14 protein-coding genes and 1 tRNA gene are annotated in these 17,959 nt (G+C 55.1%); 6 read left to right on the top strand and 9 right to left on the bottom strand.

The window, feature by feature from the left end; translation table 11 throughout:
- Window positions 1-214 precede the first annotated feature (214 nt).
- From GGR27_RS01855 to GGR27_RS01825, 7 genes are all read right to left on the bottom strand, one after another.
- The gene (locus GGR27_RS01855) at window positions 215-766 is read right to left on the bottom strand and encodes a KdsC family phosphatase (protein ID WP_245184360.1); all 552 of its coding nucleotides are present in this window, start codon (window positions 764-766) and stop codon (window positions 215-217) included.
- A gap of 3 nt (window positions 767-769) precedes the next feature.
- On the bottom strand, window positions 770-1,015 hold the full coding sequence (iscX, locus tag GGR27_RS01850) for a Fe-S cluster assembly protein IscX (protein WP_168035694.1): 246 nt from the start codon (window positions 1,013-1,015) through the stop codon (window positions 770-772).
- Between the two features lie 59 nt (window positions 1,016-1,074).
- Window positions 1,075-1,416, bottom strand: coding sequence for a 2Fe-2S iron-sulfur cluster-binding protein (locus tag GGR27_RS01845; RefSeq protein ID WP_168035693.1), 342 nt, complete (start codon window positions 1,414-1,416; stop codon window positions 1,075-1,077).
- 150 nt (window positions 1,417-1,566) lie between these two features.
- Window positions 1,567-1,639, bottom strand: a tRNA-Met gene (locus GGR27_RS01840).
- Between the two features lie 94 nt (window positions 1,640-1,733).
- Window positions 1,734-2,069, bottom strand: a complete 336-nt coding sequence (locus GGR27_RS01835; RefSeq protein ID WP_168035692.1) for a 2Fe-2S iron-sulfur cluster-binding protein — start codon at window positions 2,067-2,069, stop codon at window positions 1,734-1,736.
- 90 nt (window positions 2,070-2,159) lie between these two features.
- Entirely contained in the window at window positions 2,160-3,617 is a 1,458-nt protein-coding gene (locus GGR27_RS01830; protein ID WP_168035691.1) for a S8 family serine peptidase, read from the bottom strand.
- 497 nt (window positions 3,618-4,114) lie between these two features.
- The gene (locus GGR27_RS01825) at window positions 4,115-5,518 is read right to left on the bottom strand and encodes an RtcB family protein (protein WP_168035690.1); all 1,404 of its coding nucleotides are present in this window, start codon (window positions 5,516-5,518) and stop codon (window positions 4,115-4,117) included.
- A gap of 113 nt (window positions 5,519-5,631) precedes the next feature.
- Here GGR27_RS01825 and GGR27_RS01820 point away from each other — a divergent pair, with 113 nt between their 5' ends.
- The 6 genes from GGR27_RS01820 (at window position 5,632) to GGR27_RS01795 (ending at window position 15,943) form a co-directional block, all read left to right on the top strand.
- Window positions 5,632-6,648 carry a helix-turn-helix transcriptional regulator gene (locus GGR27_RS01820; RefSeq protein ID WP_168035689.1) on the top strand — a complete coding sequence of 339 codons (1,017 nt, stop codon included), beginning with the start codon at window positions 5,632-5,634 and terminating at the stop codon, window positions 6,646-6,648.
- A gap of 133 nt (window positions 6,649-6,781) precedes the next feature.
- Window positions 6,782-9,001: a TonB-dependent receptor gene (locus tag GGR27_RS01815; RefSeq protein WP_209037847.1), complete on the top strand. Its 2,220-nt coding sequence runs from the start codon at window positions 6,782-6,784 to the stop codon at window positions 8,999-9,001.
- Window positions 9,002-9,245: 244 nt separating this feature from the next.
- Window positions 9,246-11,009, top strand: a complete 1,764-nt coding sequence (locus GGR27_RS01810; RefSeq protein WP_168035688.1) for a DUF4331 domain-containing protein — start codon at window positions 9,246-9,248, stop codon at window positions 11,007-11,009.
- Window positions 11,010-11,088: 79 nt separating this feature from the next.
- A complete protein-coding gene (locus GGR27_RS01805) occupies window positions 11,089-13,170 on the top strand; it encodes a DUF4331 family protein (RefSeq protein WP_168035687.1) in 2,082 nt (693 codons plus the stop codon).
- Window positions 13,171-13,387: 217 nt separating this feature from the next.
- Entirely contained in the window at window positions 13,388-14,623 is a 1,236-nt protein-coding gene (locus GGR27_RS01800) for a tetratricopeptide repeat protein (RefSeq protein WP_168035686.1), read from the top strand.
- Between the two features lie 165 nt (window positions 14,624-14,788).
- On the top strand, window positions 14,789-15,943 hold the full coding sequence (locus GGR27_RS01795) for a homogentisate 1,2-dioxygenase (RefSeq protein ID WP_168035685.1): 1,155 nt from the start codon (window positions 14,789-14,791) through the stop codon (window positions 15,941-15,943).
- A 158-nt stretch (window positions 15,944-16,101) separates the two neighbouring features.
- Here the strand turns inward: GGR27_RS01795 and GGR27_RS01790 are convergent, their stop codons facing one another.
- Together GGR27_RS01790 and GGR27_RS01785 are read right to left on the bottom strand one after the other, a co-directional pair.
- Complete coding sequence (locus tag GGR27_RS01790; RefSeq protein WP_168035684.1) at window positions 16,102-16,725, bottom strand: hypothetical protein; 624 nt, start codon at window positions 16,723-16,725, stop codon at window positions 16,102-16,104.
- A 213-nt stretch (window positions 16,726-16,938) separates the two neighbouring features.
- Window positions 16,939-17,871 (bottom strand): NAD(P)-dependent oxidoreductase, encoded by a 933-nt coding sequence (locus tag GGR27_RS01785; RefSeq protein ID WP_168035683.1) that lies wholly within the window; start codon window positions 17,869-17,871, stop codon window positions 16,939-16,941.
- Window positions 17,872-17,959: the final 88 nt, after the last annotated feature.

Below are 17,959 nucleotides of genomic sequence, written 5' to 3'. Positions count from 1 at the left end.
TACGCCGGCCCTAATTTTACCACGATTTGTGGTGCCCATGCTTGTTTATCAACATTTTATAATGCAGTGCTGCTCGGAAAAAAGGATACCGCTGGGTAACGCTTTAGCTGGTAGTAGTTAGGCACAGGTTGCGCGGTCGCGGGTGCCACGTAATCGGATAAGCAGGGCTTCTTCCCCAACTACCCGGCACCGGCGTCCGCGCAAAAATGCTACACTAGACGCTCCGGGGTAGTTCTTCCCCTTCTTCCGCCGTGGGTAGCCAGTCGCCATTCAGTTTCAGCACCCGCTCGATGACGTCGCGGGCCGCTCCCGCCCCACCGTTGGCCTGGCTAACGAATTTGGATACCCCGAGTATTTCCGGGCAGGCGTCGTTCGGGCAGGCCGGTAATCCGACCATTTTCATCACCGCCAGGTCGACCATGTCGTCGCCCATAAAAAGGACATTCTCGTACGTAATCTCGTCCTCGTACAGGTACATAAACTCGCGGTAGGCTGCTACTTTGTCCTTGATGCCGTAGTACAGGTCGACCACACCCAAATTTTGCAGGCGCGTCACCACGCCCTCGCTCTTCCCCCCGGTAATGATGGCTACTTTGTACCCTTTCTCGATGGCCCGCCTGATCGCGTATCCGTCGCGCACGTTCATGTGCCGCAGTAGTGAGCCGTCCTCCATCACCAATAATTGCGAATTCGTCAGCACACCATCCACGTCAAAAATGAAAGTGGTAATGGGGTTGAATCGCTCCAGATCGTTCATCGTAACCATGGTCTATTGGTTGTCGCGCCATTCGTACACCCATTTGGCCTGGATCTGCTCCAGGTGTTCTTCGGTGGAGCTTTCCTTGTCGCCGGTAAAATTAGGAATCTCGAGAATCCACTGTAGCAACTCCGTGAATCGGATGCGATAGATTTTGTCCTGGCCGAACTCATCGCCGAAGCGGTCGTAAAGTGCCATGGCGATGTCTTCGTGCTCGACCCAACCGAAGGGGAAATTATCAAAATCTTTAAAGCTCATGCGTGTTGTGCTGTAGGGCCGCGGGGGCCGCTCGTTATCCAATAAAAGTTAAGTGGGGACTAGTGCTCGTGGCCGATGATGCCGCTTTGGTTCGGGATCTTCACTTCGATGACCGCGTCTTTATCGAGGATGACCGCCTGGCAACCAAGGCGGCTTTCGAGCCGAGGGTTGATGGCCCGGTCGATAAAATCTTCTTCCTTATCGCTGATCTCTTCCAGTGCATCTTCACCCGCCAGCACGTAGATGTGACAGGTGCTACAGGCACAGACCTCGCCGCAGTTGTGGTTGAGGTGAATACCATTGTCTTCGGTCACCTCCAGGATACTGATGTCCGTCTCCACGTTCTCGACGATCTGAGCGGCGAGGGAAGGGTCTTCGAAGGTAAATTTTACGGTGGCCATGGGGGCTTGACTTAGTTGATACTTAGGTAAAATGCCTTGCCTCGCCGATTAGTTGTGGCTGGAAATAACTGGCACGGCAAAGGGGCGGAAGGCGGCAAACGGGCATAAAAAAAGCCGCTACTGACGAGTGTCAGCAACGGCTTTTACGAGTAGCGGGGACAGGACTCGAACCTGTGACCTTCGGGTTATGAGCCCGACGAGCTACCAACTGCTCCACCCCGCGATGTTAATTTTTGTTGTGCCCCTACGTTAAGGGACCGCAAAGATAGCGCTAATTTTTAAACCGCAAAACTTTCCTCCGGATTTGCAAAAATATTTTACCCTTCCGCCTCCGGAGCCAGTTGCACCTTCAGTCCATCAATTTCCGCGGTAATTCGCACCTGGCACCCGAGGCGGGAATTGTCCTCCACGAAGAAAGCTTGGTCCAGCATGTCCTCCTCGTCGTCACCCATTTCGGGTAACTCCGTCTCCGATAGCACGTAACAGTGACACGTACTGCACAGGGCCATGCCGCCGCACGTACCCTGCACGGGTAATTCATAGGCTTTACAAACCTCCATCAGGTTCATGTTCATGTCCGTCGGCGCTTCCAGTTCGTGTGCTTCGCCGTGGCGATCGATTACCGTGATCGCTACGTTGCCATCTTCAGTCATGGTGGAGGGGATTTTGTGAGCGAGCGAAGATAAGCCTATACGGAGGACTAGCTTCCGATGTGGTGTTTATGGCTGCCACTCGCGACTGGCCTACTTAACGATGAGTGCCGTCACCGCCGACCTACCCCTTTCCTCCAGCAAAACCTGGTAATAGCCCGCGGGAAACTGACTAACGTCGAGCTCCACCACCACCGGCGCCACCCCTACCCTCCTGACGGGTGAGATAGCTATCCGCCGCCCCGTACCGTCGAATATGGTCAGGATTCCCCCACCTCCAATTACGGAAGTATTGAGCGTAAAGTAGGTTTTACCGGAGGCTGGGTTGGGTCGGACGGACGTGATGGACAAAGCTTCCCCCGCCCCGGCGTCGCACCGGTCGGCGATGAGGCGTTGGCTTTCCGCCACGTCCAGCACGCCCCCCGTAGCCACCCGAAACTGAAGACCGGGTAATTGTTTTGCGCCCGAAAGAACTGCTTCCCTCACCAAAAGGGCCGCCGCCGCCGGATCACTCACCACCAGCGCTTGAAAGATCGGACAGGGAGTCGCGTACAGTAGCGCAATGGCGCCAGTTACGTAGGGGGCCGCCGCGCTCGTGCTGCCGAAGGGACCGTAATCGGAACCGGGTAGCGTACTGTAACTACCCTCGCCGGGAGCGGCCAGATCTACGTTCTGCGGTCCGTAAGCTGAGTTACGGTAGAGGAGGTCGGCCTTCCCCAGGTTAGCCACACCGATCAGGTAGTCGGTTTGGCAGTCAGTTGGCATGTCTCCGTTATCGTCCACGTCCCAATCGCGGTTAGCGGTCGCGGCGGCCGTAAGTACGCCAACCTTCCCGAGCTCCTCGTACATCGACCCCCACACCGGGTACTGACCGCACGTACCGCCTTCAATACCGAAACTGGCGTTGGTGGCCACGACGAACGCGCCTTCGCGGCCGCCCGATTCGTTCCAACGCAGGCGCTGCTGGCGGACGTATTCGTAGGCCTCGATGACGTCCGCGACGGTTTGGAAACTGAACAGCATCAACTTAGCGTCCCAGTTCGTTCCCGCGATACCGATTTCGTTGTCCCCCCTTGCTCCTAACGTACCGATTACCTGCGTACCGTGGGTATTTACGGGGACGCGGGGGTCATCACCGATCATGTCCCAACCGCTTAGATCATCGACGTAACCGTTATTGTCATTGTCGACGCCGTCACCGGGTATCTCGCCGGCGTTCCGCCAAATCGATTCGCGCAGATCTTCGTGATTCACGTCGAAGCCCGCGTCCAGTACGGCGATGACGATCTGGCTGCCGTCCGGGGTTTGCCCTCCCGTCGTCAGGTTCCAGGCTTCTGGGAAATTAGTGCGCTCCAGATTGAGTTGCTGTTCGGTGAAAAAGTTGTCGTTGGGTGTTGTTCTGTTTTTGATTACTGTGTTGCGCTCGAAGGCGACGACACTCTCGTCATTACGGAGCTTTTCCTCGGCGAGGAAAAGCTGTTGAGGGGAATGAAAGCGAAGGAGCCCAATATTTAATGCCGGGGCTATCCAGGTCTGAGTCGCCCCAAGCATGCGCTCCCCAGTTTTTTCATCTAAGTTTTTCCATTTGATTATCAATTGGTTGGCTTGCGATATGATAGGCAGCGAAAACAATAAAAGAAAAAGCTGGATGAGTAATTGAATAGCTTTGCGAATATATTCAGATTTATTCATTTCAAGATTATCTACATTACAAGGTAGCTTAACTCTATTCGTAGGACACCGCCTCACCCACCCTACCGTCAAGCAAAAGACCAAGATATTCTGATCGAAAGTAATTGGATAGTGGTTAAATCTTAAGATTGTAACTCTTCCCTAATTTAAGCGAGAACCACTATTTGAGACAGACATTTCGATTACCGCTTTTATAAGCGATTATGTGACTTGGGCGGTTTTTTGAATAAAAAGAAATCTTTGGATGAGTAATATATTTCCATACACTACGTTTTGTTGCGCACAGAACATTTACCGCATTAGCCCGATCCGCTCGTGCGAACCGGGCCAATCACAACTGTGTGGAGGCAACTTCCCTATGATTTACCCCGACGCTTCTTCCGCCAAGGTCTGTTTCGCTTCCAGTTGCCGGCCATGATGCAGCCGTAGGGCATAATACGGTCAACTACTTCGCCTAGGCCATACTCTTTCATCTGTTTCTGTACGGTTTGCGCGTTTTTGTAAGCCGAAGGCAGCTCGGAAATATCGACGCTACCACTGAAGAAGCGAACGTCGAGCCCTTGCGTTTCCTCGTCAAAGATCTGGCGGGTAGTTTTGCCGGCCTTGCTGCGAATGTGGGCGGTCCGGCTTATATTCCGTCCGGCGCCGTGGGGAGCGAAACCGAGATTGTTTTCCGTGGTTTCTCCCCGCACGATCAGAATGGGCTCGGCCATATTCAGTGGAATCAACCGTAACCCGTTGGTGGAATCCGGCACGAACTTACCGTCGAGCGGGGTAGCGCCCTTGGCGTGGTAGAAGAGGTCACCGTCCTTGAAAACAAAATTATGCTCGTTCCACCAACGCTCTCCAGCACCCGTTGCGGCAACCGTCGAAAGGCCTTTTTGGGTCGCGTCGTGCAGTACTTCGTGATTTAATTTGGTCCAGTCGCGTACGATTTGCAGCGCTTCCCAGTATGCCTTACCGATCGCTTCGGTGTAGGGAATCCAGGCGTTTTTAGCGGGCGTACTGGGAGAAAGCTGGGTGCGAAAACTCTCCGCCACCCGCATCCCCTGCGTGTACAAGTGAGCGCCCAGACCACGGGACCCGTGGTGCGTCACCATGATCGTGTTGCCCGTCAGTTCGGACCGGCCCACGTAAAGAAAGTGGTTTCCATCACCCTGCGTACCCAGGTGTGTGATGGCGGTTACCCGAGACTTCTCGTCATTCAGAAACTGGTTTTGGCGCATTCGCAGGTGCAGGGATTCGGGAAGGGCAAAGTGATCTTCGCGCCCGCCCCCACCAAAATGCGTCACCCGGTGTGCGGCGTCCAGCACGGTTTTCGGTTCGGCGTCACCGAAGTCGGTCATCATTACCGAACAACAAACGTCAGCCGAGTGCATGGCTGGGTGGATGGCGTTTTTGGCGACGGCAATGCCACCAACGGGAATTTGCCCGGGTGGGCCGGTGGGGCAGGCGTCCGGCATCACCGCGCCGGCGACCAGGGTCGGCGTTTTCATCAGTTCGTGCATCGTGGCGAATACCTTGGTGACGTTGTCTTCTTCCTCGGCAGATTCAGCCCGTAAATTCTGGTGGTAAGGCACGGGCTCCGAGAACGGTTCCACGGTTGCGGGCTGGTGCGTATTTAGGTAAGCGGTTACGGCATCGCCCGTAAGGTTGCGTTCGTTGATGTCGTGCAGGGCCTGCTTGAACCAACGGCCGGGTTTGTAACCGAGCGCGATTAATTCTTTTCCTGAAATGGGGGTGGGTTTCGTTTCTTTCATGCCACAAGGTATTTTCGCACCTGCGCAACGTTTTTGCGCAGTACTTTTCTAAGGTGTCTTCTCCAAATGCCGGGGCAACCAAAAAAAGTTGCCAAGCGCTAATCGCATCACCAATGCCCATCAATAAAAACGCGCTCATCCGCTACCGCACAATCGACCGTGCCCTCCAGAACCACTCACGAAAATGGACGCTGGCGGATCTCATCGACGCTTGCTCGGACGCGCTCTACGAACTCGAAGGCAAAGACACGTACGTCTCCAAACGCACGGTACAGCTCGACATCCAGATGTTGCGCAGTAATAAGCTGGGTTATGAGGCCCCCATTGAAGTTTACGACCGGCGCTACTACCGCTACGCTGACCCCGACTACTCCATCACCAACGTGCCCCTCACCGCCACCGACCTCGACGTACTCACCGAATCCGTCACCGTGCTACGGCAATTCAAAGACTTCTCCTTATTCAGCGACCTCAACGGCGTCATTCAGAAACTAGAAGACAAAATCTACCGCGCCACCGAGCACGCGGAGCCGATCATCCATTTAGACAAGAATGAACGACTAACCGGGCTCCGGTACCTCGACGTACTGTACCAGGCCATCAGCAAGCAAATCGTCGTCGACACTACCTACCAATCTTTCAAAGCGAAAGCCGCCAGTACCTTTAGCTTTCACCCCTATATTCTCAAAGAGTTTAACAATCGCTGGTTTCTGATCGGGCGACGCGACGATCAGGCCCGCATTCACACCCTGGCGCTCGACCGTATCACCTTACTTCGCCCCAACCTTAAAGTCGATTATCGACGCGATAATTTTAGGAGTGTGGACTACTATAAGGACACGATCGGCGTGACCGTACTCTACGAGCGACCGCGAAAAGTACTGCTCTGGGTCGATGCGGCGAATTTGCCGTACATACTGACCAAACCCTTGCATCACTCGCAGGAACTACGGGAGCAGCGCCCGGACGGTAGCGGAGTAATACAACTTACCGTCCAGCATAATTATGAGTTAGAACGGTTACTTCTGGGCTTTGGTCCCGGCATTACCGTCCTGGGTCCGCCAAAAATTCGGAGAAGCATCAGACGAGCGCTGGAAGCGGCGGTGAACAACTACGAAGACCGCAAGTGACGCATACCTGGTCAGCGACGAGTTCTACCCGCATACTAATAAATGTTGCGCATCGCAAAACCGGTCACCGGTTTAAAATAGTACTTACGTTTAGTTCCCCATTTACGCTCACCTACCCGTACAGCTCTCACTCGTGAAGAAAATTTTACTGACCTTCCTACTTTTCGTAATCTCCTACTACTTGCCCGCCCAACAATTGAGTGGCGTCATCTCCGGGGAAGGAGTTGGCACGCTGCCCGGGGCTTATCTAAGCGTCGTGGGTACCCAAAAGCACGTTCATACGGATAGCCGCGGTCACTTTACGTTCCCGGAAGCTACGCTGGGCGACACCCTGGTGATAACCTATCTGGGTTTTGCGGAAGTACGCGCGGTAGTAAGCGATCTAAACGAAAAAATGTCCCTCACGCTAGTGACCGGCGCGGTCGATCTCGGACAGGTTACGGTCCGTGATTCCGAAGCGGGTACGTCCGTAATTTCCAACATCGACCTGGTCATCAACCCCGTGCAATCCAGCCAGGAGCTACTCCGGCGCGTGCCCGGGCTGTTCATCGGTCAGCACGCCGGTGGTGGAAAAGCGGAACAAATCTTCCTACGGGGGTTCGACATCGACCACGGAACGGACATCGCCATCAGCGTCGACGGTTTGCCGGTCAACATGGTCAGCCACGCACACGGGCAGGGGTACGCCGATTTGCACTTCTTAATCCCGGAATCAGTACAACGGATCGACTTCGCCAAAGGCCCCTACGCGGCCGACCGGGGGAACTTTGCCACGGCGGGTTACGTGGCCTTTCAGACTAAGAACCGGCTCGCCGAAAACATCGTCACCGTCGAGGGCGGTCAGTTCGGGTACGGTCGTTTCCTAACTGGTCTTAATTTATTGGAAACGGCAAAGAGCAACGCTTACTTCATGACGGAGTACACACGCAACGACGGCCCGTTCGATAGCCCGCAGAATTTCCGGCGCCTGAACGCACTCGGTAAATTCACGTCGGAGCTCGCCAGCGGCGATCGAATTTCTCTTACCGCCAGCCACTTCACGAGTGACTGGGACGCGAGTGGTCAGATTCCCTTACGTGCGGTAGCTTCCGGGCGGATCAGTCGTTTCGGGGCAATCGACGACACGGAGGGTGGGACCACCAGTCGCAGCAATTTGCTGCTGAAGTACACAAAAGACATTGACCGGGCGACGTTCCTGACCGCTACGGCGGGTTACTCCCGTTACGAATTTGAGCTATTCAGCAATTTTACTTTTTTCCTGGAAGACCCGGATTTTGGCGATCAAATCCGGCAACGGGAGGTGCGTGATTTATTCGTCACTTCACTCGAGTTGCAGCACCGTAATTTTTCGATCGGCGACGCAGCGGATTTCCGCGTTGGCGTCAACTTGCGTTCGGATCGTACGAAGGATAGCCACCTGGCCAATACCGTCAACCGGCGGGAAGTACAAAATTACTTGCAACGCGGAGACGTAACGGAGGATAACTTTTCCGCTTACGCCGACGCACGAATCGAACTGGGCGCGTTCACTTTTAACCCGGGTTTACGGTACGACTTATTCACCTTTGACTACGTCGACGCGCTGTCGCAAACCTTTGTGCGGGCCACGGATGCGGCTGCCCGTTTCAGCCCCAAATTCAACGTGTACTACGACGCCGGGCCCCGCACCCAGATTTTCGTCAAGACGGGGGTAGGATTTCACTCTAACGATACGCGCGTCGTGACCGATCGTGTTCTGGGTCGGTCGGCGTTACCGAAAGCGCTGGGCGCGGACGCGGGTGCCGTGTTCAAACCGTTTGAGCGATTGTACGTAGAGACCGCCCTTTGGTACTTACACCTCGACCAGGAGTTCGTGTACGTGGGGGATGCCGGCGTTGTGGAGCCCAGTGGCCGGACGCGCCGCTACGGATTTGACCTCAGTGCGCGCTACCAACTTACGGATTGGCTGTACGGAGACGTGGACGCCACGCACACCATTGCCCGGTCTACGGACTCGCCCGAAGGGGGCAACAGAATTCCGCTCGCGCCAACCACCACGCTGGCGGGAGGGCTTAGCGCTGCCCACAACGATTGGCGGGGCTGCCTACGGGGACGATACCTGGCGAACAGACCAGCCAACGAGGACAATAGTATCATCGCGAAAGGTTATGTCGTGATCGACGCTACGCTGACGAAGAGCTGGCGAAATTTTTCCTTTTCTCTCACCGCCGAAAATGTTTTGGACACGGAGTGGAACGAAGCTCAGTTCGCGACCGAAAGTAGACTCGCTGGTGAAACAACCTCGGTGGAAGAAATCCACTTCACCCCGGGCCTCCCATTCTGGGTAAAGGGAGGAGTAACCTATACTTTCTAACGTACATTTTTGCACCCGCGACCGCGCCCCGCCGACAAACAAATTAAAAAATTATCTAATGTTACCATCCATGTTGTAATCTTGTCCTAGCTACCGAGTCGGGCCCTGTTTTGCTCGACGCTAGCTGAGCAAGCAATCAACATTAATTTTTACCGCCCCCCCCAAAACCGGAGGGCGCTATTCCCCCGTACTTTACCCGATCGACTATCGGTCATTCACACGTTTTTTGAAACCACAATCCAATATGCAGCAAGTAATACTTCGCAATTCGGTAAGTTTCGTCCTTCTCATCCTGCTATCCTTCGGGCTGGCGGCATCTTCCCACCGGGAGGCGCCCCTGATTGCGGATGACCCACTGGCCGATAACACCGACGTCTACGCTTTCCGAAGCCCGGACGACCCCACCACCATCACCATTCTCGCCAGTTACATTCCGTTCGAGCTTCCCCAGGGCGGCCCGAACTACTACACGTTCGGCGAGAACATCCGCTACGAGATCCACATCGACAACGATGCCGCCGTGGCGGGTGACGAGATCACTTACCGTTTCACTTTCGAGCGGACGAACGAAGACCCGGCGACGTTCTTTAACATTCGCTTCGGCGAAAACATTAAAGCCACCTACACGCTGGAGCGCAGCATCGACGGTGGTCTATCATTCCAGACGATCGTACAGGACGGAATCGTTCCACCAAATAACATCGGCCCCCGTAGCATCGAGGGTGGCGGCGAAGATCTTCCCGGCCTCAACACTACCTACGAGCAACTGATGGCTGACGCGATCACTACCGCTAGCACGGGCGAAATGGTGTGGGCCGGTCCTTCGGACGATCCGTTCTTTGTCGACCTCGGCGGCGTATTCGACCTCGGTAACAGCCCTCGCCAGGGTGACGACGCCGAAAGCCGTGACGGTTTGGCGCAGTTCAACGTACACACGTTGGCGCTTAAAATCCCCATCGCTACCCTACTCAAGGCAGGTGCGCCCGCTACGCCGGTAGACATCCTCGACCCAAATTACGTGATCGGTGTTTGGGCTTCCGCCAGCCGCCCCGCCACGACTACGTTCGAAAGTGGCGATTCCACAACTTTCTCCGGCGACTGGGTGCAGGTTTCTCGTTTGGGCATGCCCCTGACGAACGAAGTCGTCATCCCGATCGGTATGAAAGATTACTGGAACGCAATCACGCCCTACGACGAACTGACGGATACGACACTCGACGGCTTTTTCTACAATCCGGAGCTAGCGCTCTACATGGATGAGGATAATTTCGCCATTGCCGTTCCTGCCTTCAACCCACTACGGGTTCAGACGGCTAGCCAGACTATTCTTGGCAACGTTGACTTCAGCAACGGTGCACCCGGCTTACACATCCTTAAAGGAAACGCCGCCCTTGCGGGTACGGTACTTGAATCCGGTGCTACGTACGAGCCGTTTTTGCTTCCCGGTAACGCTAAGCCCCGGTCGGTAGATCTCTGGCCGATTTTCCATACGGGTGTCCCCAACGCACGCCCCTACCAACTCGCAACCGGTAAGCCCGCGGGCAACCCGCTCGCCGCCGGTAAGCCGTTCATCAGCAACTTCCTCCCGAACGGTGGAGATATGCTGCGCTTGAACATGGCCGTCCCCGTTACCCCACGGAATAGCGACGACTTTAATTCACTCGGCCTCATTCAGGCTGCCGTGCTCGGCCTCACCGACGCTCGCTACAACGGTGACCTTACGCTTCAGAATATTCCCAACATGGACGGATTCCCGAACGGTCGCCGTTTGGAGGATGACGTGACGCGCATTGAATTGCAGGCAGTAGCCGGAGTTGTCCTTGCCGCTATCGGCTTGGGTTATGACGATCGTACCCTCCCAAATGATGGCTTAGCTTCGGATGCGCTACTCGGCGTTCTCGGTTACACTACTGAGGTGGAAGAAAATGACCGCCCCTTCACGACATCATTTCCCTACGTGGCCATGCCATGGCGTGGAACGGAGGTCGACCACACCAACATTGATTAAGCGACCAAGCTCGATCAATTCCATTAAATGACCGCCCTCACGGCGTGGTACGCCACGCCGGGGGCTCATAAAATAATAAATGAAACATACATTCTTTAATAAATGCGTCTTCACGGTGTTGTTAGGTTTGCTGATCAGTGTATCAGCATTCGCTTCCAGCCACCGCGAAGCGCCCCTCATCGCCGACGATCCCCTTGCGGATAACGTCGATGTTTATGCTTTCCGTAATCCAGAAAACACAGGTTACGTTACGCTCATCGCTACCTTCATCCCGATGCAGCTTCCCCACGGTGGGCCTAATTACTACCACTTCGGTGAAGACATTCGCTACGAAATTCACATCGATAACGATGCGGGAACGGACGGTGACGACATCATCTACCGGTTCACGTTCACGCGGACCAATGAAGACCCGACCACGTTTTTCAACATTCGCATCGGTAAGGAGAACTTGAAGACTACTTACAAGATGGAACGTAGCATGGATGGCGGTGACAGTTTCACCACCGTAATCGATGCTGGTGAAGTACCGGCTAACAACATTGGCGAGCGCTCTATTACCTCCGAAGCGTATGGCCTCGGTGCAGATAGCTACGAAGCACACTGGACGAGCAAAATCAGTAACCTGACGGCTCAGCAAGAACGTGTCTTTGCCGGTCCCGTCGACGATCCTTTCTTCGTCGACCTAGCTGGTATCTTCGACCTCGGTGACGACCCTCGCCAGAATGGCGATCCAGTTGACGGTCTAGCTTGTTTTAATACGAGCGCCATTGCTATCACGGTACCAATCAGTATGCTAAAGAAGGAAAGTGCCGCCGACCAACCAGCAAATATCCTTGACCCGGACTACGTAATCGGCGTGTGGGCTTCCGCCAGCCGCCCCTCGATGAGAACACTACAGACCGACGGCTCTAAGCCAGTGGTGAGTGGTGACTGGGTACAGGTATCGCGCTTAGGTATGCCGCTGACCAACGAAGCCGTTATTCCCGTGGGAATGAAGGATTACTGGAATGCGATTACTCCTTACGAGGAACTTGCCGACACGACGCTCGATGGATTTTTCTACAATCCTGAACTGGCGTTGTACATGGACGACAGCCTTTTTGGAGGAGTTGTCCCGGCTTTTGCGCCACTACGCATTCAGAAAGCTAGCGTAACACCACTCGGCCCGGTAGACTTTTCCAACGGCGCTGACGGTTTGTTTGTCGCTAAGGGAAATGCCGCACTAGATGGTACGGCCCTGGGATCGGAGTCACCATATGTCGACTTACTACTGCCTGGCCCCGGTAAGCCGCGCTCGGTTGATCTCTGGCCAATCTTCCACACCGGAGTACCTAACCTACCCCCCTACCAGCTCTTTACCGGAAAGGAGGGAGGAAATGTCCTAGCCGCGGGTAAGCCTTTCATCAACAACTTCCTACCCACCGGTGGCGACATGTTGCGCTTGAATATGGCCGTCCCGGTAACGCCACGCGACTCCGACGATTTCAACTCGCTCGGTCTCATCCAGGCAGCGGTGCTTGGTCTTACGGACCCACGATTTAACACGGACGCTACCCTACAGAACATCCCCAACATGGATGGTTTCCCGAACGGTCGCCGTCTTCAGGATGACGTTACGCGCATTGAGTTGCAGGCCGTCTCCGGCGTTGTACTCGCCGCAATCGGGTTGTTCTACGATGATTACGATCCTACCGATTCCACGGCATCACCCGTAACGGCTGATTTGCTCAGTGTTTTGGGTTACGAAACCGGTATCCAGGAAAATGACAAGGCTTTCCGCCCCATGTTCCCTTACATGGCTCTTCCCCACAGCGGAACGGGCGACTGTAGCGGTGCCGTGGCGACCTCCGTTGGAGACTTCTTCAACCAGGACGGTGTTGGTGCCAGCGCGCCCAACGTCATTGGTATTACTTACCCCAACCCGTTTGTATCTCAGACGACCATCAAGCTTCGTGTGCGTGAACTGACCGCGGTCAGCATCGACCTACACGACGTGAATGGCCGCCAGCTACAAAACCTGGCGAGAAGGACTTTTGCGGAAGGCGAGCACGACGTGCCCGTTAACGTAAGTAGTCTGCCCGCCGGTACTTACATGGCCGTTGTCCGTAGTGGCACGGGTCGTGTTCTACAGACGATTCGGATGGTTAAGTCTAACTAAGGACAGATCGCATCAATTGAGAACTGCCGGGCGAAACTTGTTTCGTCCGGCAGTTTCTATCTTGGCAGAACCGTACGGTGGACTATTTCCGTATGGTATTACCTAGAAAAGTAGTTGATTGGTGATTTTCGAGTTCACAGATATCGAAGGTCGCCAACAAAGCCTACCGACACTGATTTTACGGTTTAGGTATCACTAATTAGCTCAGAACACAATAATGAATAAAATTTATACTCCTTTACTCTCCTTGCTCCTTTTAATTGGCCTCTGCACCTGCGACAGCGCAGAAAAAGATAAAGACGCTTCTGTCGGTATCAACGACGTTGAAGTTCCAGAATTATTACCCCGCCCCGAGGCGTTGCAAAACGCGATGGAGTGGGACAGAACGCAAAGCGGGTACATGCAGATGGCCAGCGACCTGCGGTTGAAAGACTCCAAGGCCGTCGAGCCCCGTATTAAACTGGCCCAGATCTTCACGAACGAAGCGCGGGTCACCGGCGAGCACGGCCATTACTATCCCGCCGCCCTGAAAATGGTCAACGAAGCCCTCGGATACAATCAGGGCAAAGACACCAACCTTGAATTTCTTGGGTTGTCCACAAAAGCCAGCGTCCAGCTCTCGCAACACGATTTCACCGCGGCGCTGGCAACGGCAAAGCAGGCGATCGCCATCAACCCCTATAACGCCCAGATTTACGGTGCTTTGGTCGACGCCAACGTTGAACTCGGCAACTACGAAGCGGCCGTTACCGCAGCGGACCAGATGGTCAAGATTCGTCCGGATTTGCGGTCTTACTCGCGGGTGTCTTACCTACGGGAAATTCACGGCGACGTCGATGGCTCACAGGAGGCCATGATGAGTGCCGTCAAGGCTGGCGCACCGGGTTACGAATCCACCGCCTGGGCACGCTTGACACTAGGCGAGCTCTACCAGCGCTACGGTGAGCCGAAAAAAGCCAAGCAGCAATTCGAGATGATCCTGCGGGAAAGGCCAAACTACCCATTTGCGATGGCAGCCCTGGGGCAACTCGAAATGGACGCGGAGAACTACGCGGAAGCGGAGAAACTCGTCCAGGAGGCCGCCGACATCATCCCGGAAGTCGGCTACTACGTACAGCTCGCGGAGATTTTCAAGAAAACTGGGCAAACCGATAAGCAAGAGCAGATTGAAAAAGAGATTTTTGTGATGCTACAGGACGACGTCGACTCAGGGCACAACATGGACCTAGAGTACGCGTCATTTTACCGCGACCACTTTGGCGACTACGATAAGGCGCTTGAGTACGCGGAACGCGAGTACGAAAAGCGTCCGGAAAACATCGACGTCAACCGGATGATGGCATCCCTCTACGACCACAAGGGCATGAAAGACGAGGCACGGCCTTACTTACTAAAAGCCGGTGCGACGGAATCAAAGCACCCGGAGTTTTTGGCCTTATCCAGTAAGAAATAATTCCTCCATCCCACGCGGGATGCTTTGCTGAGGCACCCCGCCGGACCAATCCGGCGGGGTGCCTTGCGTTTGAGATCTTTGGTTAAGAACGGGACGCGCGTCGCAACAATCAAACCCACAAAGCAGTTAGCCTGACAATTATTGTAGTTGTATTAACTTTAGGCTATGCCACTCTACCACAAACTCGGTGCTCGCCCCCACAAGCGCCACACGCAATTCAGAAAGCCGGACGGATCGCTCTACCACGAGCAGCTTTTCGGCACGGTCGGCTTTGACGGGATGTCATCACTCCTCTACCACGAGCAGCGGCCGACGCAGGTCAAAGAAATTCTTTCGTCGCGTGACGTCAGTCCGAAGATTGCCAAAGCCAAGACGATCAAATCGAGAAAGCTCGTCGGCTTCGACGCCCGACCCGAAGACGATTTTCTGGACAGCAGAAAAACACTGCTCACCAACGCCACGACCAAGCTCGGAGTAGCCGCGCCCCGGCAGTCGCTCACCGAATACTTCTACAAGAACGCGGATTCGGACGAGCTCATTTTCGTGCACCGTGGCACGGGCACGTTGCGGACCATGTTCGGGCAGTTAGCCTTCGTGTCCGGAGACTACCTGGTAATCCCCCGCGGCACCATCTACCAAATTAATTTCGATACCGACGCAACGAGGCTACTTTTCGTTGAATCCACCGACCCGATCTACACCCCGAAGCGGTACCGCAATCACTTCGGTCAGCTACTGGAGCACTCACCCTACTGTGAGCGCGACCTAAAATTACCGACCGAACTCGAGACGTTCCGTGAGACGGGAGACTTCCTGATCAAGATCAAGAAACAGGGGATGCTCCACGAAGTACTTTACGCTAGCCACCCGTTTGACGTTGTTGGCTGGGATGGCTATAATTACCCTTACGGACTCAGCATCCACGATTTCGAGCCCATCACCGGCCGCGTCCACCAGCCGCCACCCGTCCACCAGACCTTTGAGACGAAGTCCTTCGTCGTCTGTTCGTTCGTGCCGCGGATGTATGACTACCACCCCCAGTCGATCCCGGCACCTTACAATCACTCGAACATTGATTCGGACGAGGTGCTGTACTACGTCGATGGCGATTTCATGAGCCGCACCGGCATCGGCCCCGGCTACCTTTCCTTACACCCCGGTGGTATCCCCCACGGCCCGCACCCGGGGACTTACGAAGGCAGCATCGGCCACACCAAAACGGAGGAACTCGCGGTGATGGTGGATACTTTCGCACCCCTTCAGATTACGGAGGAAGCCCTCAAGATTGATGACGGGAAGTATTATCAGTCCTGGCTCTAGTGAGCGATGTTTACTGAGCGTTAGCGGAGCTGAAGGCCCGGATTCACGGACACGCGAGTGGCAAGTGAATCTGCCCAATGTGATCTAACCGGTAAAAATAAAAGCCCCACGCTCCTTACGGAACGTGGGGCTTACTATTTTGCGAGGCGCGGATGCATTTACCAGCGTCCACGCTTGGCGGCCTTGCGGGCTGCCTTGGCGGCTTTGCGTTCTGCTCTCACGGTGGCATTGTTGTAAGGTCCGTACACATCATCGCGTGCTTCCACAATCGTAACGGTGGTGTAATTACCCCGGTTATTCACCCGGCGAGCGGTAGTTGATGGCTGCGTTGCCCGGCGCTGGGTGGCGTTGCGGTTGTTCGTCTGACCGGTGCGAATTGTGATGCCACCGTTGCGGCGGGGAGCTGAGTTACCGAAGACCGTAGTGGATCGACGCGGGGCCGTTTGGCGGGTCGTCGTCGTACCTCCGGGCGGGCAGTAGTTCGGGTTCGTGTTCCGGTTGGAGGCGTTGCTGGTGGTGGTGGTGCTGCTGGTGGTGGTGGTACGGCTCGTGCGACGGGGGGCGGTAGTTGTTGTGTTTCTCGTCCTGCTGGTCGAACGACTGCGGTTTACGTTCGGAGCCGTCTGGCGGTTAGTCGATACGGTACGGTTGCGGGTCGTGGTCGGTGCGGTGGTGCTGCTGTTGTTAATCCGGACACTCTGGCCACGTTGCGCGGCGGCGGGAAGAGAAACCAGGGTTAGGAGAAAAAACATCAGGGCGGGGATCGACAATTTCGTTTTCATAATTCAGGCGTTTGATTGTATCCTAAAGAACGGGGATTATGCGCCCACGGACGAACGAAGGGGTGGGCTTAACCGAAGTTTCACCTGACTGCTAACGAAGGGTTAAGGATTGAGCATAACGTTAAAATCGGTTCCCTTTAGTGGAACCCGTGCATCGCTACCGTGGACACGGGGAAGAACCGGTTTGGGGTTCACGGAACGTATTTTGTTTGATCACCAACCCTCTTGAATGTTGTCGACGATCCCATCAACCAGTGCCGTGCGGGCCTCGACGCTCGCCCAACCAATGTGCGGGGTGAGTAGGAGGCGATTTCGGTCCTTTACTCCGTGATAAGGATGATCGGCGGGTAGCGGCTCGGCGGTAAAAACATCCACCGCGGCTCCGGCAATGACGTTTTCATTGATGGCCCGCACGAGCGCTACTTCGTTCACGATACCGCCGCGGGCCACGTTGACGAGGTAAGCGGATGGTTTCATGTAAGCAAGCTCTTTTGTTCCAAGCAAGTTCTCGGTCGCGGCGTTCAGGGGGCAGTGGATGGAGACGCTGTCGCAGGTGCGCAGTAATTCCGCAAGGGGCAGAGATTCGTACCGCTGCGCCACATTCCGACCGGAGGTTGAATAGTACACCACCTCCCCGCCGAAGGCTTCCACCAACTCCGCCACCCGGCGGCCGATGGTACCCAGACCAATAATTCCGTGACGCTTGCCCCTAAGCTCGAAGAAAGGACGGCGCCAGTAAGAGAACTTTGCGCTAGCGGCGTAAGTACCATCGTAGCACGCTTCGTTCAGATACGTTATGTCCATGGCAACGCTGAACAGCGCCGTGAGGGTGAGTTGGGCGACGGACTCGGTGCTGTAGCCGGAAACATTCCGTACGGCTACGTTGCGGCGTTCCGCGGCCGGCAAGTCAACGTTGTTCTTACCCGTTGCGGCAATGCAAATCAATCGCAGGTCAGGGAGTTGCGTCAGCTCGGGTTCCCCCAAATATACTTTGTTTGAAATAGCGACTTGCGCACCGGCAAGTCGTGCAACGGCATCACCGGGTTCGGTCGATTCGTGAAAAGTACACTGCCCCAACTCACGGAGGCGGTCCAGCTGAGCGGGGAGATCGGTGAGGGTGGCGGAATCCAGAAAGACGATGTTCATGCGGGCCAATGTAAGACTAGTAGGTACTTTAGGGAGAATACGGTAAACAAAACGAGTAAATTTGCGGCTATGTGGTAGGTGGCACGCA

The sequence above is a fragment of the Neolewinella antarctica genome, assembly GCF_011927835.1.
In the GTDB taxonomy this organism is placed as follows: Bacteria; Bacteroidota; Bacteroidia; order Chitinophagales; family Saprospiraceae; genus Neolewinella; species Neolewinella antarctica.
The sequence above is the reverse complement of the archived record's forward strand: the minus strand, read 5'-3'. Positions and strand labels throughout refer to the sequence as shown.